This window comes from Paenibacillus sp. FSL L8-0436, from assembly GCF_038593025.1.
In the GTDB taxonomy this organism is placed as follows: Bacteria; Bacillota; Bacilli; order Paenibacillales; family Paenibacillaceae; genus Paenibacillus_AQ.
The window spans coordinates 1,064,851-1,088,434 of the sequence record NZ_CP151955.1; the positions used below are offsets into that span (position 1 = coordinate 1,064,851).

The following is a 23,584-nucleotide window of genomic DNA, read 5'->3' on the forward strand; positions in this document are numbered from 1 at the left end:
CCGGAAAGGATGAATAACGATGCAGCGAAAAATCAATCTGCTCCTGTTCTTCTTCAGCCTGCTGGGCGGTGGAGTGGCCTTTGTTCTCGGTGAGCTACTGCTTAGCCGCAGGCCCTATGACCTGCCGTCGATTGTGCTTGTCGGAATCTATTTTACCATTGTGGCACTTGGGGTTGGGCTTGGCTGTCTGATTGCGGAGATGATCTCTCCAAGGCTGAACGGCTTGTCCTGGAAGCAGCGTTATCTGGGCTTGTCCTGGAAGCTGCTCCCGCTGACACTCGTTCTAATGCTTGGAGTAGGCGTGTTAACAGAGTTTGTGTACGAGCTGAACTTCGGCGGAATCAAGCCGATCAAAAATGTCGTAATGGTCATTGATGACTCCGGCAGTATGATGCAGAGTGATCCTGACAACAGCCGCTATGCGGCTGCGGATGCGCTGGTGCGGCAGATGGACGAAGATAATCAGGTGGCTGTAGTAACTTTCAGCGACGAGTCTTCGGTTGTTCAGCCGTTGATTTCACTCTCCAGTTCGGCGAACCGCGAGAAAGTATCGGCTGTAATCAGCAGTTTGCAGACGACGGAGGGCGGGACAAATATCAGCGGCGCACTCACAGAAGCTATGAACGTTATTAACAGTGACGATAAAGCCGGCCGCGGAGCAATGGTAATCCTGCTGTCCGACGGATTCAGTCAGTTCAATACCGCTACGGAACTTAACGAGTACGTGGAGCGCGGCATCGCGGTTAATACTATTGGACTGGCGCTGGACGATACTTCCGGCTCCAATTTGTTGCTAGACATCGCTTCCGTTACCGGCGGGCAATACTATGATGTTACAGATGCGAACCGGCTGGGTGATGTGTTCCAGCAAATTTATGACCGCTTGGGAGACCGGACCTTGCTCACTGAGCGCAGTGATGCGACCGCCGATAGTCCGTATTATGCTGTAGTTCGTATTTTGGCACTTATGCTGATCGGCATAACTCTGGGCGTTGGCCTTGGTATTGTGTTCGATAACCGCCACCTTGCTAAAAGCTTCGGAGTAGGCGGTGCAGTATCCGGTCTATTCGCCGGACTGATCCTTGAATTCGGCCTCAGCGGGCATTCTTACTGGGATGCAATCATCCGTCTGATCGCCCTGCTTGTTCTGGCTGCGATTATCTCCTTGTTCACCTTTGTTGTGCCGGTTGGGGAGGGACGATTATCCCGCAGAGGTGAAAGAAATGCTGCAGCCTCAGCACCGTCATCGGAGGGCTTCCACTCACCGCGCAGAAACAGGGGCAGCAAGGGGTTCTAAAAGTATGGACAGCAGATAGTGAACATGCCAAACGATAGGGATAGTGAAAGGAGTTTACAGTCATGAGGTACGCCGAGGCTCATTCCTCCACGCCGGTTATTGCGGATGTGGTCTCCCGGGTGGAGGACCGGTTCTGTACGCTGCGATGGCGCTGGCCGGATGGCGTTCAGGCGGTCTGTATTCACAAGGCGTCTACAGAAGCGCCGGATAGCGGAGAGCTTCCGCCCTCCGGCATGAAGCTGTATACGCGCGAGGAGTACAAAGCGAATAATGGATACCGCGACAGGCTGGATGATATCGGCCAGGTGGTCTATACCATATTTGTCCGGCTCACCGAGAACGGAGAGACGCTGCTGGTGCGCCAGCCGGATGGCGAGAACCGTGCCTTGGTCAGTGCAGGCAAGGCGCGGATTTATTATTCCATCCAGCAGAAAAAAGCACTGTTCGGCAAGCTGAAAACAGTACATATGACGATTTCCGCCGAAGTGCCGGTGCCGAAGGATGTACTGTGCTACGTCAAGAAACGGGGCGGGCATCCGGCTTCTAAAGAGGACGGCATCCTTTTTCCGTTTGTGCAGGATTTCCCCGCCGGGAGAAGCGTCCTTCCGCCGATTGAAATCGGCAAGGAGGATTTTGTACGCATCTTTTTTACGGATGGCCGTAAGTACGGATTGTATTATGAGCTGGTGCCGGAGTAATCCGGTGTTGAGCTTGTAATTATGACAGGTTTAATTGTATTTTGTACATCTATATTTCGGGGAAGCCGGTAAAGTATGCCATTCGCTCTTCTATAATTGTACAAAGTGCAGGTAAAAGTGGAGCGGTGGGCCTGAGCGTTGATATAGCTGTACAAAGTGCAGTTATCATTAAGCTGCATGCGGACGCAGAGCGAGGCAGAGAAGAGTAAAGTAAAGTAAAGTAAAGTAAAGCGAAACAGTTACAGTAGATTAGACTACAGCAGGTCATAGTAGATCAAATTGTTGGAACTTAGTTTTGTAGGCACTTACTAACAAGTTATGCAGACAGAACTTTTAGGAGGATGAGAGATGTCTTTTTTCAGCCGATTTAAGAAGAAAAATCAGCCGCAGGCGCGGCCGCTTTTTTATGATATTGTCTGTCCGTACTGCTTCACCAAGTTTTCGCCGGAGGACGTTGTTTTTCGGGCCATGCACAGCCGTGAGGATGATGAGAACTATGCGCTCGGCGAAGATGATGCACTGAATAAATACCGTGAGCGTTTCGGCCTCGATACTGTCGATGATATGGAGGCTGTGCTTAATCCGGCTGATATTCCCGAGGAATATCACCACTATACTGATCATGTGCTGACCGGTCTCACCGACCGCTATGGTGTGCTTACGCGCAGACGGCTGTGCCAGTCCTGCCATAATGAGCTCCCTGTGACCGCAGGCAAGGTGCCGAGCAACATTATCTCGATCATCGGTGCTTCCCAGGTCGGGAAGTCGGTGTACATGACCTCGCTGATCCATACGCTGCAGCATACGACTGCTGGGCATTTCGACGCGGCCTGCATGCCGCTGAATGCCGAAATCAGCCGCAAGTTCCGCACCCTGTACGAAGAACCGCTGTTTGAGCGCGGCGATTTGCTGGCTTCAACACAGAAGGAGAAGATGCAGGAGCCGTTTATTTTTCAATTTGTGTTCAAGGATGAAGAGAAGCCGCCGCTGACACTGGTGTTCTTCGATGTTGCCGGTGAAGGCATGGTCGATCAGGATTACCTTGGGCTGCACGGCCAGCATATCAAGAACTCCGCGGGAATCCTGTTCATGGTCGATCCGCTGCAGATCCGCTCTATCCGGGAGAAGATCAAGATTAATTACGGCGACCGTCCCGGGGAATGGGTCTCACAGTATGATGAGCCGCGTGATGTGGTGCTGACGATGTTCGGCGATTTCATCGCCTACCAGGAGAAGAGCAAGACCGACATCCCGACGGCCGTCGTGCTTGCCAAAAGCGACATGCTGCATTCGCTGAAGGATGAAGATGGCGACTACATCAAGTCCAACAGCAATGTATTCAACAACTATGTGCACCGCAACACGCTGAACCTGGATGAATTCCAGAACATCGACGGTGAAATCCGCCGCTTTATCGGCAAGGTAGACCGTCCGTTCAAAGATACGATGGATGTGTATTTTGCCAATACGGGGTATTTTGCCGTCTCCGCGCTGGGCAGCAATCCGGTCAACCAAAAGATAGAGGGTGTCGTCAGCCCGATCCGAGTGGACGAGCCTTTTATCTGGCTGCTGCATAAGCTGAACTATATTGAGGGGAGCGACGGGCCGTGAACAGATTCTCAGGGTCCAGGATCACCCAGCAAATGTATACCCGCGAGCGGCGGGGCGTATACCGGGCAACCGAAGGATTCGATACTGTAGCGAAGTCGGAGAGCCTGGACAATAATTTTGTCAAAAAAATCATTCATCCTTTCTGCCTTTATGATGCCCCGGCTGAGCTGGCGGCGCGCGGCGAAAAAAATGAGGAGCTGTATCCGGCTGCGCTGCATTTATTCCATACGGAAACAAACGACACGGTGATCGGGCAAAGCCGCTATCAGGCGACTGATTTTACCGGGCAGCGGAGTGCTTTTTTTGCCCATAACTTTGTAGTGCCTCCGACACGCGCCGAGGAAATTATTCAGGGCTATGGGGATTGGCTGCATGCCGATTTTGCCGGGAGTTATGAAGGAGAGCCTGGAGGAACCTTGCCGGAGCTGGCCGATATTCCGGCTCTACAGCGTGAAGGACAGGCTGATCCGCTAACGGTGCTGCGCAGCCTCGGGTTCAGCGAAGCATTGTTCAAGGCGCTGCTGCAGGCGGTCATGATCTCTGTGGCAAGCAAGAAAAAAAGTTATGTTGCCCTCGATGTTCCCATCGCAGAGCTGTCGCAGCGGGCGCTGGAGCTTACGGAGATTATTTACGGGGCTTTGCCGTATGATTTCCGCCGCAGGCTAGGAGTACTCACCTATGCAAACGAGCCAAAAAGCCGCAAATATATCGATCTTACCTTTGTAGAAAAGGGCTCGCTCCGCCCCGGAGACCGCAGTATCGAGAAGGATTTCATCTTTGATCTGGCTTCAGGCCGGACCCTGAATGCCGATTTCGGCGACTCGCAGCAGCCTTATGCCGATCTGGTATGGAAAACGCTGAAGAACAAGGGCAGTTTAGATGACTTTGCCCGTTTTGCCGATTCGCTGCTGCTAGGTGAGAATGTGGACCGCAAGCTGCAACTGGCGCTCTATAATGAGCTGGCGGTTTTTTATGAGATTGAGCAGGGCAATGAAAGCTTGTACACGGAGAACAAAAATGCTGTGCTCAGCGGCCTGCTGTCCTACCTCAAGCCAGAGGGGGCGCTGGAGTCCCGGGTACGGCTGAACGATATGTTCCTGGAGTGCTTCGACCGTGAGTATGACCTGATCCGCCAAAAGGGGATTCCACAGCCGGAGATTATGGAGCGTTTTATGGAGTATTTTGTGCTGAAGGGCCATCATTACCGGGTCAAAGTGGTCGATTATTTCATCAACGGCATGCTGAATGCCCGGTCTGCGGGCCGGGATGATACCTTGGCGGCGGCTTACACTATCATTGAGAGCAATGACGAGCTGAGTGCAGCCTTTTTCAAAAGAGTGCTGGCCCAGCCTATTTTCCGCAAGGCGCTGCTGGAACCGTATATGGAATCCCGGCTGGCTGCCGCAGCCCAATCGTCTGACATTTTACGGTTTGTCGCCCACTGGGGCCGGTTTCTTCCGGAGGCGCTGCAGCAGTCGTTTGTCCGTGATACAATCAGCGATTATTTGCTGGAGAAGCTGCAGCGTGACAAAGATCCGGTTGCGGCGGTGGCCTCGATTCACGACTCTGTAGAGAAGGCGGAAAAAGAGCGCCGCAGAGGCAGCGGGTTCAACCCTGAGGCGCTTTCGCTGCTGAAGGAGCTGATGGCAGCAGCGGACCGCTTCCTGCTGAACCGGGTATCGCTCAGCGAGCTGACACAGGAGCAGCTGCTGGAGATTTCGTTCCTGCGCTACCGGGATACGGCGGACTGGCAGCCGCCGCTTGATTCCATCAGCAGGCAAAAATCCAATGCGCTGCGCGCTGCCTACCGCTGGTTCGGGGAGGAGAATCCGGATGAGGAACTTTTTGCCGGATTGTCACCAAAGGAGCTGGATGATGTACAGCTGCTCGGACGGCGCTGGCTGAAGGAATCGCGAAGTGTGGAGCCATTTGAGCGCTTGCCGCTCGCTTTCTATCACAATAGTGACCGCGAGAGCGGCCCGCTGGATTATGACGCGCTGCTGGATCTGGTGAAGCGCAAAGCGGACGGCGACAAAGAAACGGTATACCGTTTCCTGGCCTGGTCACAGAACAACAGGCTGTTCACGGTGTCGAAGAAGAAGCTGTACCCGGGCTACCGCCGGGCGATTCTAAAGTATTTCCTGAACAGCGACCGTGAAGCCTTCAAGAGCAGGGATTTCCGCAAAAGCTATGTCTCCGCTGCCGGGCCTGCCCTGCAAAATGTATATAACGAAGCCCGCTCCCAGCTGGCTTCGCCGCTGGCGCGGTGGGTTAGCCGCAGCCGATTTCAACTCCTGATCTCCGGCTCCATTCTGGGGATCGTACTGATTGGCGTCATTATCGCCATCAGCCTGCTGCGGCCGGACAGCCCGGACACAGCTCTGCCGGAGGGCAGCGCAGCACCGGACGGCGGCCAGCCGCCTGCTGCCGTGTATCTTAGCGGCAGCGGAGAAGGCACGGGCAGCAGGCTGGTGTTCACCTTTGCTGACGCTGAAGAATGCACCGCCTTTACTCCGGCGGAGATCAGTGTAGCAGCCTCCGGTGGGGATCCGGAGGTCTACAAGGTCACGGCGACGTCGAGCCGATGCCTGACTCCGTCGCCGGATGCGGGAGCCGCCGGCTTGAACGGCGGCAGTGGAACGGCAACGCCGGATGCGTCAGCCGGAACGGAAGCCGGCGCGACGGGGACCGCGAACGCCGGAACGGAAGCCGACGCGACGGGGACCGCGAACGCCGGAACGGAAGTTGACGCGACGGAGACCGCGAACGCCGGAACGGAAGCCGGCGCGACAGGGAACGCGAACGCCGGAACGGAAGCCGGCGCGACAGGGAATGTGAACGCCGGAACGGAAGCTGGCGCGTCCCCGGCTGTATCATCCTCGCCTTCGCCGGGTGTGACCGGGGGAGCATCGTACCAAGTCACTGTGGATCTGGAACCGGGGGCTAAGCTGACCGAAGGCAACATGATCATCGCGGGCGATTATAAGCTGACTCTGCAGTCGGATCCGGCACTTACGGCTGCCCCTACACCGAGTGCCCAGCCTACTGCAGCTGCGACTGCAACGCCTTCGGATGATGCCGGAGCAGCAACCGATGCTCCTGAGTAAAGCGATATAAATAGACAAAAATCCTGAACTGCATGTTTTGCCCGAAAGAGTAGGGTAGATGCGCGTTCAGGATTTTTTTTACACTGAGCTCCGGTGTTGGTTATTGCAGATCATACCCAGTAAAGGGGATATTTCCCTATATTGTGGACTATAGATTGAGAATAAGTGGTATAAGACGAAATATTACCGCTAAATTATCCGGTTGAGCCAGATGAGGCGTTTTGCGAAATAATAGCGGGTGTAAATCCGCCTAATCCTTATTAATGTGGGAGTAGCCAAAACTTAGCGGGCATTTTTTCCGCTACTAATGATGAACTGCGTGCAGACAGGCTGGGAGCAACGAAGAGTATGTTTGATGCTTTCGAAAAGGGATCAGCCGACAACGGGCGGCATTGGAACAGCTTTTCTATAGACATACAAGGGAATAGTGGATATGATTATGAATATTAAAATTTGATAGTCTAGTGAAAAGGGTGCAGATTCTATCCATAGAATTTGCTTAAAAGGGAAGGCCGGTGTAAGTCCGGCGCGGTCCCGCCACTGTAAATGCGGAGCGACTCTTAAGGGTGCCACTGTCCTGTGAAGCAAGGATGGGAAGGCGGAGGGAAGCGGTGAAGCATAAGCCAGGAGACCTGCCTTTTTCTTGAACGTTTCTATTCTTCGTGGGGTAAGAATGCGGAACATTACAAATGGACGTGGGCGCGGAGCTTGAGCACCGCCGTGCTTCATTTGTATTCTTCCGAGGCCGCCCTTAGCAGGGGCGGTTTTTTTGAGGGATGAGGATGAAGTATAAGTCAGTTATTGTACGTGTTCCTTCTCTCTCGCAGAAACGGCCCCGTCCTTTTGAAAGGGACAGCATAGCCGTTTCTTCTTGTTGTCCGCTGCTTCACTATTTTATTCACGGAAAGAGGTTAACGATGAAGACTCTTCTCTCTGCCAAGTCCTTTATGCTTGGCCTGGCTTTATTGCTGGTTATTTCGATTCTGGGAACAGCGCTTGTTCCTTCAGGACAAGTGTTTGCCGGGGCGGTCTCCGCTACCGCGTCCGGGGGAACGGAAAGTGTTACGTCTGCTGTATATGCAGCAGACGAGTCTGGTGCAGAGCCGGCTGCGGCTGCATTAACAGCGAAGCAGCAGATTACCGTTGCCGGAGCGACCTATGCGGCTGCCGAGTATATGCTCAGCAGCGGTGTGACGTCAGAATGGCAGGCGGTTGGCCTCGCACAGGCGGGCTACAAAGTACCGGAAAGTTATGTCCGGCTGCTGGAGCAAAAAGTGCGGGCGGCCAGCGGCAGCTTTGCCGCAATCACTGATTATGCACGGATTGTGCTCGCGGTACAAGCCGTGGGGGCTGATCCGGCGAATTTTGCCGGAAACGGCTCTGAGCCGGGTTATAATCTGGTTGAGCGTATCTATAACAGTGACAAAATGAGCGGCCAGACGCTGAACAATCCGGTCTATGCGCTGCTGGCACTGGATTCCGGCAATTATACCATTGGGGCGGATGCCAAATGGAGCAAAGCGGCGCTGCTGAGCGAGATCCTGTCCAAGCAGAATGCAGACGGCGGGTTCGCCTTGACTTCCGGGGCAAGCGAGCCGGATATGACGGCGATGGCTTTGACGGCCCTTGCTGCGCATAAGAGTGATCCGGCGGTTGCAACTGCCGGGCAAAAAGCAGTAGCCTGGCTGTCCGCTGCGCAGGACAGCAACGGTGGCTTTGGAGGCAGCAGCGAAAGCGCGGCACAGGTCATTATCGGCCTTGCCTCCTTCGGGGTAGACCCGGAAGGAGCAGAATTCACCAAGGGTGAAGCAGACCTGATAAGCAGACTGCTCAGCTTCAGCGTAGAGGGCGGCGGGTTTGCCCATAATCAGGGCGGAAATGTAAATGCATTTGCTACAGAGCAGGGGCTGCAGGCGCTGGTGGCCTACACCCTGTACAGCGGGGGCGGAAACGGCAAGCTGTATGACTTCACTAAGCCTGCGGTTCCGAATCCGTTAGTGTATGTGCCCCTTGTAATTGAAGGGCCGCAGAACACGCTGGGAGAAGGGATGGCATACGCAGGCAATGTCCTCGAGGTACTGGAGAAAGTGGCAGTCCAGAAGGGCCTTCCGATTAAGAATGAATCAGGCAGCTATGTGACGGGAATCGGCGGTATCCATGCCGGAATCTACGGCGGCTGGGATGGCTGGAAATATGCTGTGTCCCGGGACGGGGCATGGATTGATCCCGATGTAGGAATGAAGGATTTTAAACTTAAGGAAGCAGACCGGGTCCTCGTTTATTATGCGGGCAATGATACGCAGCTGGTGAATTCGCTGACGCTGTCCGCGTCGCAGCCGGGTGAGGAGGAGCCTTTCTCAGTCACGGTTACCCAGATAAAATGGGTATGGGACAATGCCACAAATATTTCGAGTCCTGTAACCTCAAGTGCATCTGGTGTGGAGGTGGCGGTCGGAGACTGGAAGGCAATAACCGGTGAAGACGGCAAAGCGGTATTTGCCGAAGGTGTTCCGGCAGGAGACTATACGCTAACCGTAACCGGCTATGTTGCGGACAATGCACCAACTATCGTTAAATATTCGCAAGCTGTAAAGGTAATCTCCAAGAATGTACCAGTCCATCTGTCGGTTGAAGGACCTGAGGGGCCGGTCGCTGAGGGAGCGCTGCAAGCATCCAACGCGCTGGCGGCATTGAAGAAGCTTACGGCATCCGGAAATATTCCGCTGGAGATTACGGAGTCCTCCTATGGCAGCTATGTGTCGGGCATTAATGGGATTAAGAACGGAACCCATGACGGCTATTGGAACTTCCTGGTGTCGCGCGGCGGGAAATGGATCTACCCAAGCGAAGGCATGGGTGATTTCAAACTGCAGGCGCAGGATAAGGTGCTTGTCTATTTTGCCGGTGCCAATACGCAGGTAGTTAATTCCGTTGCAGTATCTCCACCGCAGCCAAAACCGGGAGAAACGTTTAAAGTGACCGTTACCGGGGTGGAGTGGGTATGGAATAACACGACATTTGCTTCCGAACCGGTTATTTCACCGGGAGCCGGAGTGAAGGTAACCATTGGCGGTAAAACAGTCACTACGGACAGCCAAGGCGTTGCAGTTTTTGAAGGAGGCTTGTCCGGCAAAATATACACGCTGGCCGTAACCGGTTATGTTGCGGAAGCCACACCAAATATTGCCCGCTATACGGATTCGCTGAAGGTAGCTCCGGGCAATGTAACCTCCTATCTGTCCATTGAAGGACCACAGGGTCCCGTAGCTGAAGGCACGCTGGAAGCATACAACGCGTTTGATGCGCTGCAGCTGCTGGCAGATGCGAACAACATTCCGCTAAAGGTTACGGAATCTTCCTTCGGCATCTTTGTAGGGGGCATTAATGGAATCGAGAACGGAGCCTACAACAATCAGGGTTACTGGGCTTTTGCCGTATCGCGCGGCGGGGCGTGGATTTATCCGGATGTGGGCTTAAATGATTATATTCTGCAGACTTCCGACAAAGTGCTTGTCTACTATGCCGGAGAAAATACGCAGGTAGTAGATTCGGTACAGATTTCGCCTGCGCAGCCGAAGCAGGGTGAGGCATTCACCGCTAAGGTTACGCAGAAGAAATGGATCTGGAATAATGACACGTATACTTCTGATCCGGTGACTTCACCGGCTGCGGGAGTGCAGGTCACTGTTGGCGATAAAACCATCACTGCTAATGAGCAAGGGCTCGCAACCTTTGAGGGAGGCCTGCCTGCCAAAACATACACGCTGGCCGTGACCGGTTATGTCGAAGGCGGGACGCCTAAGATTGCCCGCTACACGCAGCCGCTGACCGTTACAGCTTCGGTAGAAGTGCCTGAGACGGCATCGGCCACGCTCACAGTCATTGGAGACACTACTAAGGGAACCATTCTGGCTGGTACCAAGATGACGCTGAACGAGGGAGAGACCGCATACAGCCTGCTGATCCGCCAGCTTGGAAGCAAGGTTGTCAGCGGCGGAAGCGGAGACAGTGTATACATTAAAGCGATTGATGGCTTGGCAGAAAGAGACCGCGGTGAGAAAAGCGGCTGGATGTACTCCGTAAACGGTGTCTACCCGGATTACAGCTCCGGAAGTTATAAGCTGAGCAGCGGCGATGCCGTAGCCTGGCGTTATACGGTTAATGGCGGAGATGATCTGAAGGAACCGGCTGGAGGTTCCTCCGGCACTGGAGGTGCAGCAGCAGGCACGGGCGGCAGCACGGTGAATGTGGATATCACCCCGGATAATACCCTTCCGCTGAATCAAGTAGGACAGACGACTGCTGTTTCGAACCTGAGCACCAAAATGACCCCGGCAGCAGCGGCTGCCCTTAAGCAGAAGCTGGCGGCAAACGTGGCTGTCTTCGAGCAGGAGGTCACTCCGGGTACGGCGGCAACCTTGCAGGACAGCGGCGGTGAAGTGAAGCTGCAGCTGCCAGCCGGTTCCGTGTCCGTAAATTTGAAGATCAGCGTACGCGAGACTAATTCAGAACGCGCTGAGCTGGTATCAGGACTTTATGATTTCAAACCGGATGGTACGAAATTTGTGAAGCCGGCAGATCTCTCGATTACAGTTCCGGTTACGGCGGTAAACCCTGCCAATCTGGCTTTGGCATGGCTTGACGAAAGCACCGGCCGCTGGATTCCGGTTCCCGCTGCGCTGGATGCGCAAAGTGGGGTAATCACCGGAAAGGTCAGTCACTTCACGGCCTTTGCCGTAGTGGACCGCAGTAAATGGGAGCCGCAGCCGCAGCAGCTGAAGAGCGATATTGCAGCTACTGCCAAGGCAATCACGGCAGCCGAAGAGATCAGCGATTGGCAGGCGATTGGACTCGCCCGTTCCGGCCACACAGTACCAGCCGCTTATTTGAACGGAGTGAAGGAGCAGCTTGCCGCGAATAAAGGGGAGTTCCGCAAGGTTACGGATTATGAACGTTTGGCGCTGGCTGTTGCCGCTGCCGGCGGTGATCCGCAGAATATTGGCGGGTATAATCTGATTGAGAAAATTTATAACAATGACCATATGGTAAGCCAGGGCAGCAACGGCCTCATTTTTGCCCTGATTGCCCTGGACAGCGGTTCTTATACTGTACCTGCGAATGCGCAGTGGACTAAGGAACGGTTGATCAAGTCCATCCTGGAACTGCAAAGCAAAGACGGCGGATTCCCGCTGACAGCTGGCAGCACCGATGATGTGGACATTACCGCTATGGCGGTTACTGCACTCTCATCCCATAATGACCAGGCGGAAGTAAAAGCGGCTGCGGATAAAGCGATCACCTGGCTGTCGCAGCAGCAGCTTGAAGGCGGCGGCTTCAAGCTCTCGGGAGCAGAAAACAGCGAGAGTACCTCACAGGTCATCATTGCCCTGAGTGCTGCCGGAGTTGGTCCTAATGACTCCAGATTTATTAAAGCTAAGGGCGGACTTCTCAGCCATCTGGCTTCGTTCAGACAAAGCACTGGCGGCTATGCTCATTCGGCTGGGCAGCCTGAGAACAGCCTGGCTACCGAACAGGCATTGCTGGCACTGGCTGCGTACAACCGGTTCCTGGCCGGAGAGGCGAAGCTGTTCAGCATCTCGCCAGCCGCTTCCGGCAGTGTGTCCTTTGCCGATGAGAGTAAAATTTCAGCCTGGGCGCTGGACTCCGTTCACAAGGCCTATGAGCAAAAGCTGATGGAAGGCGTCAGCGGATCAAGCCTGATTTTTGCACCGAAGCAGAATATTACCCGTGCTGAATTCGCTGCGCTGCTGCTGAGACTGACAGATCAGACACCTGCTGCAGCTTCGGCTGCACCAGTATTCCGCGACGTAAAAGCCGGCACATGGTATTATGGAGCTGTGCTTAAAGCGAAAGAGCTTGGATGGGTAGGCGGAGTTACGGATACAACCTTTAATCCGAATGGCTGGATTACCCGCGAGGATATGGCTGTGATGATTTCCAGAGCGTTCAAGCTGGAGAACGGTTCTGCGGCTTCGGCGCAGACTGCGAAGTTCACAGACGAGCGCCGGATCAGCAGCTATGCGCTTTCAGCGGTCCATGCGGTAACGCAGTCCGGTTATATGACCGGCTTCAATGGAGGGTTTGACCCATCAAGTGCCGTAACCAGAGAAATGGCGGCCGTCGTAGCCGTAAGATTGCCTTAAGTGTAATCTATCTTTAAGAAGGCGATTGAGCGGAGTAACAGGTTCATCGGACTGAAGCTTCAAAAGAAAACATAGAGTATAGGAACGGAACGGGGGAGCAGCAGGACAGCCTCCGTTCCTTTCCCTTTTTTCGGAGGTGTGAAAATTAATGTCCAAGCAATCCAAACGATGGTTGTTTTATCCCTTACTTCTTCTCTTGGCGGTGGTGCTACTGGCCGGCTGTTCTTCCGGCGAGCAGCAGTCTGCCGGTTCCGATCTGAACAGTGCAGCAAATACCACCGCTACACAAAGCCCCGCCCCTGATAACGCCGCGTCTCCGCAAAACGGAGACGCAGCGAACACGGCCCCGCCGTCAGAACCGGCGGGCAGCCCCGCTTCGCCTTCCGCGGCGGCGTCGGCGGCTCTTGAAGGAGCGGCGGCCTCTGCGCCGCTTGACACCGCTGCAGGCACGGTGACAAGTCCCGTGCCTGCAGGCACTACGGCGCCGGCTGCGCATAGCCCGGCAGCCGGCACCGCCGGAGCAGCCACCGCTCGTCCGTCTGCCGGCGCGAATAAGCCCGCAGCTACCGCTCGTCCGTCTGCCGGCGCGAACAAGCCCGCAGCTACCGCTCGTCCGTTTGCCGGCACGAATAAGCCGGCAGCGACCGCGCGTCCAGCGGCTGCCGTTACGCAGCCGCCGTCCGAAACGGCAGCGCCTGCGAAGCCCGCTGCTGCGGAGAGCACAGCTACCGTCTCCATCACAGGGGACGAGGAGTACGGCGTGATTTTGGCTCCGGCAGCCTTTGAAATTGAGAAGGGCGAAAGTGCGCTGGAGCTATTGAAACGGATTACCCGCAAGAACAAAATACAGATGGAATACCAGGGCTCCAAGGGCTTCGCCTATGTGGAGGGAATAGACAATCTGTATGAATTCGACCATGGCGCAGAGAGCGGCTGGATGTACAAGGTGAACGGGGAGTTTCCGGGCAAAGGTGCCGGAAGCTATACTGTACAGCCCGGGGATGCTATTGAGTGGCTGTACACCCTGGATCTGGGTAAAGATCTGGGAGCCAAAGCGCCATGAACAGCGGCTTCCGCTCCATGCATCCTTCGGTAGCCCTGCTATACTATGCAGGGCTGCTGCTGTTCGCTGCCCTGTTGTTTCATCCGCTGTTTCTGGTAACGGAAATTGCCGGCTTGCTTGGCCTTCTGCTGCTGCAGGGACAGGGACGGAAGCTGCTGCGGGGGCTGCCTTTTTACCTGCTGATGGCCGGCTCGGTGGCCGTGATTAATCCTTTGTTCTCGCACCGGGGCTCGCACATCCTGTTTTATTTTATGGATCAGCCGATTACGTTGGAAGCGGTGTTCTACGGACTGATGATGATGACCGTGCTGCTGACGATTTTTATATTGTTCATTTCTTACAACTACACGGTAACGGCGGATAAATTTATGTACCTGTTCGCCGGGGCAGCGCCTAAGACGGCCCTGCTGACATTGATGACGATCCGTTTTGTGCCATTGTTTCAGCGGCGGCTGCGGCAAATCTCCCTGATTCAGCAGATCAGAGGCATTGATGTAAGCAAGGGAAAGCTGCGCAAAAGAATGCGGGACGGCATGACCCTGCTCAAGGTGCTTCTGACCTGGTCGCTGGAGGAGGCGCTGCAGACGGCCGATTCGATGAAAGCACGCGGCTACGGCATCCGCAAACGCAGTGTGTACGGGATTTACAGGCTTGACCGGCAGGACAAGACCGTCTTGGCTCTGCTCTCGCTCAGCGGCATAATTCCGCTGTTTGGCTGGCTGCAGGGGTACGGCATCTTTGAGATATATCCGCGGATGAAACCTATGGCCTGGGGCTCAGGCGAGGCGGTCATGTATGCCGGCTTCTGCCTGTTCGTAGGAATCCCCCTCTGGCTGGAAGGAAAGGAGAAATGGTTATGGCGATCATCGCGGCGGAAGGATTTTCCTTCCGGTATCCCGATGCAGAGAGAGACACGCTCCATGAGCTCTCATTTACGATAGAGGAGGGCGAGTTCGTTGTGCTTCTCGGCCCTTCAGGCTGCGGCAAAACAACACTTCTGCGCCATCTGAAACGGGAGCTTGCTCCGGTAGGGTTGCACAGCGGGTCCATCAGCTATCAAGGGAAGCCGCTGACGGAATTGCCTGCGGAGACAGCAGCCGGGGATATCGGGATTGTATTCCAGAATCCGGATGCGCAGATTGTGATGGATACCGTATGGCATGAGCTGGCTTTTGCGATGGAAAATATGGGCTATCCGCCATCGGTCATGCGCAGCAGGCTGGCGGAAATCGCCGGGCTGTTCGGGCTGGAGCCGCTGCTGTACAAATCGGTGCATGAGCTCTCAGGTGGACAAAAGCAGCTGCTGAATCTGGCCTCCGTGCTGCTGCTTCAGCCCAAGCTGCTGCTGCTGGACGAGCCGACCTCACAGCTTGATCCTGTCGCTGCCCGCGAGTTTATCCAGACCTTGCAGCGGCTGAATGAGGAGCTGTCGATGACGGTCATCATCAGCGAGCACAGGCTGGAGGAGGTGCTGCCGTTGGCCGACCGGGTGCTGATGCTGGAGGATGGCGTTCTGCAAGCCCAGGACACTCCCCGCGGATTCGTGCGGGGAGCCGGGCAGGGACCGAACGCAAGTCATCAGGCCTACCTGCCGACAGCGTCGCGGTTATTCCTCGCCCTGTCACCGGAGGCCTCATCCGTTCCGCTGGAATCCATTCCGCTGACGGTGCGTGAGGGCAAACGCTGGCTGCATTCACACGCAGCAGCAGCGCCTGCTGGAGCTACGGCTTCCAGCGGCTCACACTCTGCTGCGGGCGTCCATCCGCCTGTGACCGCAGACTGTGCAACAGCATCACAAGACGGTGCAGCTTCACGCTTCACCGGCGAAGCCAATGCCGCAGCACCCCTGCTCAGCTGCCGGGAAGTCACCTTCCGTTATGAGAAGGACGGCCCGGAGGTGCTGCGCAAGCTGACGTTGTCCCTGCACCGGGGAGAGCTGCTGGCTATCATGGGCGGGAATGGCGCGGGGAAATCGACCCTGCTGCATGTACTGGGCGGGCTGGTGAAGCCTCAGCGCGGCAAGGTCGGGTCTGCCAAAGGGCTGAAGTCCGGACTTCTGGCCCAGAACCCGCTGCTCTATTTCAGCTATGACACGGTAGCGGAGGAACTGCGGCATATGGCCCGGTATGCAGGCATGTCTCCTGAGGAGGAGAAACGGGAGATAGAAGCCCTGCTGGATGTATTTCAGCTTCATCAAGTACTGGACAGCCATCCGCATGATATCAGCGGCGGCCAGCAGCAGAAGCTGGCGCTGGCCATGGTAATGCTGCTGAAGCCCGGCGTTCTGCTGTTGGATGAGCCTACCAAGGGGCTGGACCCCGGGGCGAAGGAAAAACTGGCAGCCTTGCTAAGGCAGCTGTTGGAGCAAGGCATAAGCATTATTATCGTGACGCATGATGTGGAGTTTGCTGCAAAATACGCAACCCGCTGCGCGATGCTGTTTGACGGAAGCATTACAGCAGAGGGAACTCCGGCGGAGTTTTTCAGCAGCAACTATTTCTATACAACGGTGGTAAACCGCATGGTGCGGGATTTGCTGCCGCAAGCATTGACTCTTGAGGATGTGATCAGAACATGGCAAGATTCCGGCTTCCGCTGTTAATTGCTTTAGGTGTATTTTTGGCCGGTCTGGCACTTACGTCAGCGCTGAAGGACCGTCATTATATGCTGCTCAGCCTCGTGCTGCTTGCAGCGGCATTGCTGCCGCTGTTTATCCGGCTGGAGCGGCGCCCGCTGGAATCGCGGGAGCTGGTGCTGCTGGCCGTGCTGTCGGCAATCGCTGCAGTCAGCCGGGTTCCTTTTGCCGCGTTGCCGAGTGTGAAGCCAGTGTCTGCTATTGTCATTTTATCCGCTTATGTCTTTGGGGCCGAGGCTGGCTTTATCATCGGGGCGGTAGCCGCGCTTGTATCCAATATTTATTTCGGGCAAGGTCCATGGACGCCCTGGCAGATGTTTGCCTGGGGGATGGCGGGCCTGACGGCGGGCTGGCTGAGGAATACCTGGTGGATGAAGAAACGAGGCGGCCTGCTTCTCTTCGGCTTCATCTGGGGGTTTTTGTTCGGCTGGATTATGAATATCTGGTACATTATCAGCCTGCCGGATGCATTTAGCTGGGGGCTTGTGTTATCCGCATACGTCTCGAGCTTTTATTTCGATCTGGCCCATGCCTTGTCCAATGTATTTTTCCTGGCAATTCTGGCCGGTGGCTGGACCAAGGTGCTGGAGCGGTTCCGCAAGAAATACGGGCTGCTGCAGGAATGATTAGGCCGCTGATCTCATGGATTCTGTTGCGTGAAATTACATTGGCATGTTATTTCAGTCATTAAGAGGTCTGAGTGTTCTTAAATTAGGATATTTTTCTGTTTATTTCGACATTTTTCGTGATTAATCATCATTATTTCGACCTTTTTCGCCGATGAATAAGATAACACAGCAAGATACAAAAAGGCGGGAATAGGACATGAGACATCTGAAAGTGAAATATAAAATGGCATTGTTTGTGGCAATTGTCGTTGCTATGCTGATCGGTCTTGGTACGATTGGTATTACTTCCACCCAAAAAATGGCCAAGCGATCCCAAGAAACCTATAGCGGGAACTTGCAGCCGATTTACCTGGTTACGGAGCTGCGGGCCAACAACCGGTCGATTGAATCTTTTTTGCTGGAAGCTTTGCTTACCAAGGAAACCGTCAAGAGCAAAGAGCTGACCGAGGGGATTAAGCAAAACATTGCAAAAAACAATGAGCTGCTGGGGCAATTGAAGTTAATTGCCTTCAAGGATGCTGAAATCAGCAATAAAATCAACGAGTATATGTCGTTGCTGCCGGATTACCGGACACAGCGCGATAATATCATTCAGCTTGCCAACAAGAATCTTAATACTGAAGGCTATCAAATTTTCTCGGGTGTGTCTTTTAGCGAGTCCAGGAAGCTGATGGTCAGTCTGCTTGATGATACATCCCGGTTGCTGGTTGAGGATGCGGCTGAGCATAATGAGCTTGCTTTAGCCGACGCTAAGACTTCCTCAACTGTGAGCACGATTCTGATTACTGCGGCATGGATTCTTTGCATTCTGATCAGTATTATAATCACCCGGCTGATTACGAAGCCGCTCAAAGAATTGCAGGGATTGATGAAGCGGGCAGAAGAGGGTGATTTGACCGTAGCTGCATCCTATACAGCCAAGGATGAAATCGGCCAGATCAACCTTTCCTTCAATTCGATGCTGGATAGTCTTAAAGTGATGATGCAAGGGGTCTCGGAAAGTGCGGAGATGCTGTCGGCCTCGTCGGAGGAAATGAGTGCCAGTGCAGAACAGACCGCACGCGCTTCGCAGATGATCGCCGAAACCTCGAATGAAATAGCCGTGGGATTTGATGTCCAGGTCGAGAACATCAGCCGCACGACAGCATCCGTGCAGAACATGACGGAGGATATTGCCGCCGTCGAGCGCAGCGGCAATGAAATGGCTGAACTGATGGCCGGGGCTGCCGTCTCGACAGACCGCGGCGCAGAAGCTGTTGAGCGAATCCTTGCACAGATGAAGGAAATTGACTCTAGTGTTACATCGAGTCAGAGAATAGTCAGCAATCTGGGCAATCTGTCCGGGGAGATCAGTACGATTATCACAACCATTAATGCAGTCGCCACTCAGACGAATCTGCTTTCGCTGAATGCGTCAATCGAAGCGGCCAGAGCCGGGGAGCATGGCCGGGGCTTCGCTGTTGTTGCCGGAGAGATCCGCAAGCTGGCGGAGGCTACAGGAAGCAGCTCGCTGCAAATTACCGGAATCATAACTGACATTCAGCAGCAAACCGCCAGTGCGGTAGATTCAATGGCACTGGGAACACAACTGGTATCAGAGGGTCTTGCGCAGAGTGAAGTGGTCTCGCAGGCGTTTGAGGAAATACAGTATTCAATTAATGATGCCGTCCGGCAGACGGAGGGCATCAGAGAGGCTGTCGGGCATGTCTCACAGGAATCGCAGGCCGTATCACAGGCCATGGAACACGCCAATGAGATTTCCCGCAAAGGCGCAGGGGAAGTGCAGGATACAAGTGCTGCCAGTGAGGAGCAATTGTCTGCGATGGGGGAAATGTCGCTTTCTGCCCAGTATCTTGCCACACTTGCCGAGGACCTGCAGAAGGAACTGGCCAAGTTCAAACTCTAAATACAGAGCTGCAGCAGATATAGGCTACATAAGGAGAGACCACCGGAACTTTCACGTTCCGGTGGCCTCTCCTTTTTATATATGTCCGAATGTTCATTTCATCGCCGGAATCACTCACCAGCGCTAACTGAAAGACATCTGAGATTGCGGTTAATGTTTTGAACATCCAGCAAAACAAAAAAAAGGCCCGCCCCGGATCGGATGACCGGAGTGGACCTGAATGTGTTGTCCAGCTTATCTTGTTCTTAAGCGTACCAGCCCCATACGAAGATGAACAGGGTTCCGAAGATGGTAACCAATCCGACGAACAAAGCGTAAGCGATATTGATATAAAGCTCTTTCTTGGTATCTGCGGATTCCCCGATGTGCATGAATACGAAGAGCTGCAGAGAAGCCTGGATAAGGGCTGTAATCAGCAGAACCGCCATATTTGAGCCATCGGACAGATCACCATAGATGACAACCAGCGCAGCGGCAGAAAGGACCAGAGAGGCCAGATAACCCATCACATGGCGAATTGGGAACAGTTGCTTCATCATGTCACATCAGTCCTTTCAGGTAGACGAAGCTGAAGATAAAGATCCAGACAACGTCCAGGAAATGCCAGAACAGCGAGAAGATAAAGGCTTTATTGGCGGTAGCCGGATTAATGCCCTGACGCCAGATCTGGATCATAATCGCTGCGCCCCACAGGAAGCCGAAGCTGACGTGGGCACCGTGCGTGCCGAGCAATACGAAGAGACTGGATAGGAATCCACTGGTTTGCAGTGTAGCCCCTTCATGAACATAGGTGAAGAATTCATCAATTTCTATGCCGATAAAGCCGAGGCCCATCAGCAGTGTGATTGCCATAAAGACCATCATGGCCTTCTTGTAGCCGAGACGCATAGCATGGATCGCAAGCCCGATCGTGAACGAACTCGACAGGAGCAGGAAGGTTTCAATCAGCACCGGGCCGATTTCAAACAGCTCGCTTCCGCTTGGTCCGCTGGCGAAACGGTCGACCATTACTAAATAAACGGTGAATAAAGTGGCGAAGAGCGGAATCTCAGCTCCGAGAAATACCCAGAAACCGAAAATCTTGTTGCTGTTCTCCTCTGTTGAATATTCCAGCGGCTTGGACGCATCTATTTTCATACAGTCTCACCCCGCAATTTCTTTTCAGTAGCAATAACTTCTTCAGCTGAAACGTAGAAGCCGTGATCCCGGTCAAAGGACATGGCAGCCAGCATGATGATGATGCCTATTCCGGCCACGATGGCAGGAATCCACATGCTGAATACTAGGAAGAAGCCCAGGAAGAAGAAGATGACACCCAGGATAAATGGCTTCCCGGTATTGTTTGGTAAATGGATTTTAGTAATTTTATCTTCAAAGAGCGGAATATTATCCTGCTTCGCGGACCAGAAGGCATCACGCGTCTGAACTTTTGGCACAATTGCAAAGTTATAAGCAGGAATCGGACTTGGTGTAGCCCATTCCAGTGTACGGCCATCCCATGGATCGCTTGTTGTGTCTCTCGGCATGTAACGTGTGCTCCAGTAGATGTTGTAGACCAGAATAACAAATCCGATCGCGAGGCCGACAGCACCGGCGAAGGACAGCATATTCAGCGGACCAAAGCCGGTCTCTTCTGAGTAGGTGTACATCCGACGGGTCATACCCATTAGTCCCAGGAAGAACAGTGGGAAGAAGGTGACATTGAAGGATATAATAATCCACCAGAAGGCATGCTTGCCCAGACGTTCATTCAGGCGGAAGCCGAATACTTTAGGGAACCAGTAATGGAACCCGGCGATAACGGCGAACACGGCGCCCGGAATCAGCACGTAGTGGAAATGCGCAACCAGGAACATTGTATTATGATACTGGTAATCGGCACTGGCCATTGCCAGCATAACGCCGGTAACCCCGCCGATGGTGAAGATCGGGATAAAAGCTAATGTGTACAGCATCGGGGTCGTAAAGGTTATTCGTCCTTTTCGGAGGGTGAACAGCCAGTTGAATATCTTAACCCCGGTAGGCACAGCTATCGCCATAGTCGTTATGGAGAAGAAGCTGTTGACCATAACCCCTTGGCCCATGGTATAGAAATGGTGAGCCCATACCAGGAAGGACAGCAGGGAGATGAGCAGCATACTGACGACCATGGATGTGTAGCCGTACAGATTCTTTTTGGAGAAGGTGGCGATAATTTCGCTGTAAATACCGAATGCCGGCAAAACAACGATATATACCTCCGGATGTCCCCACACCCAGAACAGGTTGGCCCAGAGCATATCCATCCCGCCGTTGGCCATCGTGAAGAATTGAGAGCCAAACAGCCGGTCGAACATCATCAGGGCAAGTGCCACAGTCAGCACAGGGAAGGCAAATACGATAATAATGTTCGTAATCAGTACGGACCAGGTGAACATTGGCATCTTCATCAGCGTCATGCCTGGTGCACGCATTTTAAGAATCGTCACGATGAAGTTAATGCCTGTGATCAGTGTCCCGATACCGGAAATCTGCAGCGCCAGGGAGTAATAGTTATTACCGACCGTAGGGCTGAATTCAAGACTCGCTAGCGGGAAGTAAGCCGACCATCCGGCATCCGGAGAGCCGCCGATCACGAACGAAATGTTAAGCAGCATAGCTCCCATGAAGAAGAGCCAGAAGCTGACCGCGTTCAGCCGCGGGAAGGCCACATCTCGCGCGCCGATCTGCAGTGGGATAATCACGTTCATTAAACCGATGATAAACGGCATGGCCATGAATAGAATCATGATCAGACCATGGGTGGTAAAGACCTCGTTATAATGCTGGGCATCGAGGAATTTCATTTCCGGCGCTGCCGTTTGCAGACGCATCATCATGGCGTCAACACCGCCGCGGAACAGCATAAGCAGTGCGGCCAGGATATACATAACCCCGATCTTCTTATGGTCTACAGTTGTAAGCCATTCGCGCCAGAGGTATCCCCATTTCTTGAAATAGGTAAGCCCAACGAGAATCCCGATGGTCGCAAGAGCGATACTGATCATTGCTCCGTATATCAGGGGTTCGCCGTGAACCTTAAATTTGTCTAAATCCATTAGGGTAGCTCCTTTCAGGTTGTTACATTAAACTGTGAGCGAGTTAGTGGCCCTCGTGTGTGTGTTCTTCTACAGGTGAGCTTGGAAGCGGCTGATTCAACTCAGGGTTGGGCTCGCTGTCAAATTCGGTCTGGCTGGACGGTTCAGGGGAAGGGTGGATGTCCTTGTTATCCTGATGATCCATATTTCCGTTATCCATATCCATTTCCGTACCATCCCCGCTCATATGCTCGCTATGGTCTCCCGGCGGCGGGCTGAACTCCAAATGGGTGGAGGAATAGGTTTTGCGTCCAAGATGTTCGGCAGCCAGCAGGCCTTTGAATTCATCCTCCGTAAGCTTAGGCGCGGTATCCTTAACCTCTTTGACCCATTCGGCATATTCTTTGTCGCTCATCACAAGCGCCTCGAATTCCATGTGGGCGAAGCCTTTACCGCTAAAGTTCGAGTTCTTGCCGATAAATGAACCTGCGGTGTCGGCGGAGAGATTAAGTTTTGTAAGCATGTCGCTCATCGCATACTTCTGCCCGGCAAGCTGTGGAATCCAGAAGCTGGTGATGGTGCCGAAAGAGTACAGTCTGAACTCTACCGCACGGTGAATCGGGAAATTGACGTAGTTTACGGTTTCAATTCCCTCCTCAGGATAGCTGAAATGCCATTTCCAGTTGGAAGAAGAGGCGAAAATAACCAAAGGCTTCTGGTCCTTGTATTCCTTCGCGACATTCTCAACCGCATGGGTTGATTTTACAGTCACTACTGACAAAAAGGTTACGATGATAATCGGGATAATAATCCAGATGGCTTCGAGAACCTTGTTGCCCTCCTCATGTTCTGGAATGTAACCTTCGTTGCTTTTCTTCGCCCGGTATTTCACCAGTACGAATATATATAAGATGTAGACAACTGCCAGGACCCCGATCATCACCAGAATGGACAGGATGATGGTGTCAGATAAAGTGCGTGCGGCCGGACCCTTCGGATTCAGAACGGTGAGCGAACTGCATCCCGGCAGAAGAAGGATTAGGCTGAGGAACAAAGCGTATAACGGACCCTTTTTTTTCATTATAGAACTCCTTCCTTCAATACTTCTTTTCATTGCCGTTCATTAGCCAAGAAACATTAACCTGTATCTATAGTAAGAACTACTTACCCATAATGCAAAATACATATTTTAACAATAAATCCACATAAGACCTTAATAATGGCGAACAAGTTAAATATATGTGATCGAATTGTTACAAATGTCGAAAGGTATGACAAAGATCACTGTAGTGGTGCGGTTTAAGGTAATTTTAAGGTTGTTCAAATTTCGTTCACTTTTTCACAAATGTTACTAATTTCGTCACAATTAATTTGTGCAATAAAGCCTGATTTTAACCGCTTTTTGTGGCCGTGACAGC

14 protein-coding genes and 1 riboswitch are annotated in these 23,584 nt (G+C 53.4%); of the genes, 10 read left to right on the forward strand and 4 right to left on the reverse strand.

Annotation, left to right across the window (positions count from 1 at the left end):
- The first annotated feature begins 19 nt into the window (after window positions 1–19).
- From NSS79_RS04940 to NSS79_RS04985, 10 genes are all read left to right on the forward strand, one after another.
- A complete protein-coding gene (locus NSS79_RS04940; protein WP_342438505.1) occupies window positions 20–1,297 on the forward strand; it encodes a vWA domain-containing protein in 1,278 nt (425 codons plus the stop codon).
- Between the two features lie 62 nt (window positions 1,298–1,359).
- Window positions 1,360–1,995 carry a hypothetical protein gene (locus NSS79_RS04945; protein WP_038586373.1) on the forward strand — a complete coding sequence of 212 codons (636 nt, stop codon included), beginning with the start codon at window positions 1,360–1,362 and terminating at the stop codon, window positions 1,993–1,995.
- A gap of 348 nt (window positions 1,996–2,343) precedes the next feature.
- Window positions 2,344–3,606, forward strand: coding sequence for a hypothetical protein (locus tag NSS79_RS04950; RefSeq protein WP_342438506.1), 1,263 nt, complete (start codon window positions 2,344–2,346; stop codon window positions 3,604–3,606).
- Window positions 3,603–6,713: a glycosyltransferase gene (locus NSS79_RS04955; RefSeq protein ID WP_342438507.1), complete on the forward strand. Its 3,111-nt coding sequence runs from the start codon at window positions 3,603–3,605 to the stop codon at window positions 6,711–6,713. Before NSS79_RS04950 ends, NSS79_RS04955 begins: the two co-directional genes overlap by 4 nt.
- Window positions 6,714–7,167: 454 nt before the next feature.
- Window positions 7,168–7,368, forward strand: a riboswitch (cobalamin riboswitch).
- Between the two features lie 262 nt (window positions 7,369–7,630).
- The gene (locus NSS79_RS04960; protein WP_342438508.1) at window positions 7,631–12,877 is read left to right on the forward strand and encodes a DUF4430 domain-containing protein; all 5,247 of its coding nucleotides are present in this window, start codon (window positions 7,631–7,633) and stop codon (window positions 12,875–12,877) included.
- A 148-nt stretch (window positions 12,878–13,025) separates the two neighbouring features.
- Window positions 13,026–13,940, forward strand: a complete 915-nt coding sequence (locus NSS79_RS04965) for a DUF4430 domain-containing protein (RefSeq protein ID WP_342438509.1) — start codon at window positions 13,026–13,028, stop codon at window positions 13,938–13,940.
- Complete coding sequence (locus tag NSS79_RS04970) at window positions 13,937–14,881, forward strand: energy-coupling factor transporter transmembrane component T (protein ID WP_052091827.1); 945 nt, start codon at window positions 13,937–13,939, stop codon at window positions 14,879–14,881. Before NSS79_RS04965 ends, NSS79_RS04970 begins: the two co-directional genes overlap by 4 nt.
- Window positions 14,797–16,542 carry an ATP-binding cassette domain-containing protein gene (locus tag NSS79_RS04975; RefSeq protein WP_342438510.1) on the forward strand — a complete coding sequence of 582 codons (1,746 nt, stop codon included), beginning with the start codon at window positions 14,797–14,799 and terminating at the stop codon, window positions 16,540–16,542. Before NSS79_RS04970 ends, NSS79_RS04975 begins: the two co-directional genes overlap by 85 nt.
- On the forward strand, window positions 16,515–17,201 hold the full coding sequence (locus tag NSS79_RS04980; RefSeq protein ID WP_038586381.1) for an ECF transporter S component: 687 nt from the start codon (window positions 16,515–16,517) through the stop codon (window positions 17,199–17,201). The genes NSS79_RS04975 and NSS79_RS04980 overlap by 28 nt, the downstream gene beginning before the upstream one ends.
- A gap of 199 nt (window positions 17,202–17,400) precedes the next feature.
- Window positions 17,401–19,110 (forward strand): methyl-accepting chemotaxis protein, encoded by a 1,710-nt coding sequence (locus NSS79_RS04985; protein WP_342438511.1) that lies wholly within the window; start codon window positions 17,401–17,403, stop codon window positions 19,108–19,110.
- 245 nt (window positions 19,111–19,355) lie between these two features.
- Here the strand turns inward: NSS79_RS04985 and qoxD are convergent, their stop codons facing one another.
- From qoxD to qoxA, 4 genes are read right to left on the reverse strand one after another with little or no spacing between them, the layout of a single operon-like run.
- Window positions 19,356–19,649 (reverse strand): cytochrome aa3 quinol oxidase subunit IV, encoded by a 294-nt coding sequence (qoxD, locus tag NSS79_RS04990; protein WP_342438512.1) that lies wholly within the window; start codon window positions 19,647–19,649, stop codon window positions 19,356–19,358.
- A gap of 1 nt (window position 19,650) precedes the next feature.
- Complete coding sequence (qoxC, locus tag NSS79_RS04995; protein ID WP_038586387.1) at window positions 19,651–20,247, reverse strand: cytochrome aa3 quinol oxidase subunit III; 597 nt, start codon at window positions 20,245–20,247, stop codon at window positions 19,651–19,653.
- Window positions 20,244–22,187 (reverse strand): cytochrome aa3 quinol oxidase subunit I, encoded by a 1,944-nt coding sequence (gene qoxB / locus NSS79_RS05000; RefSeq protein ID WP_342438513.1) that lies wholly within the window; start codon window positions 22,185–22,187, stop codon window positions 20,244–20,246. The genes qoxC and qoxB overlap by 4 nt, the downstream gene beginning before the upstream one ends.
- A 43-nt stretch (window positions 22,188–22,230) precedes the next feature.
- Window positions 22,231–23,247, reverse strand: a complete 1,017-nt coding sequence (gene qoxA / locus NSS79_RS05005) for a cytochrome aa3 quinol oxidase subunit II (RefSeq protein ID WP_342438514.1) — start codon at window positions 23,245–23,247, stop codon at window positions 22,231–22,233.
- Between the last annotated feature and the right edge of the window lie 337 nt (window positions 23,248–23,584).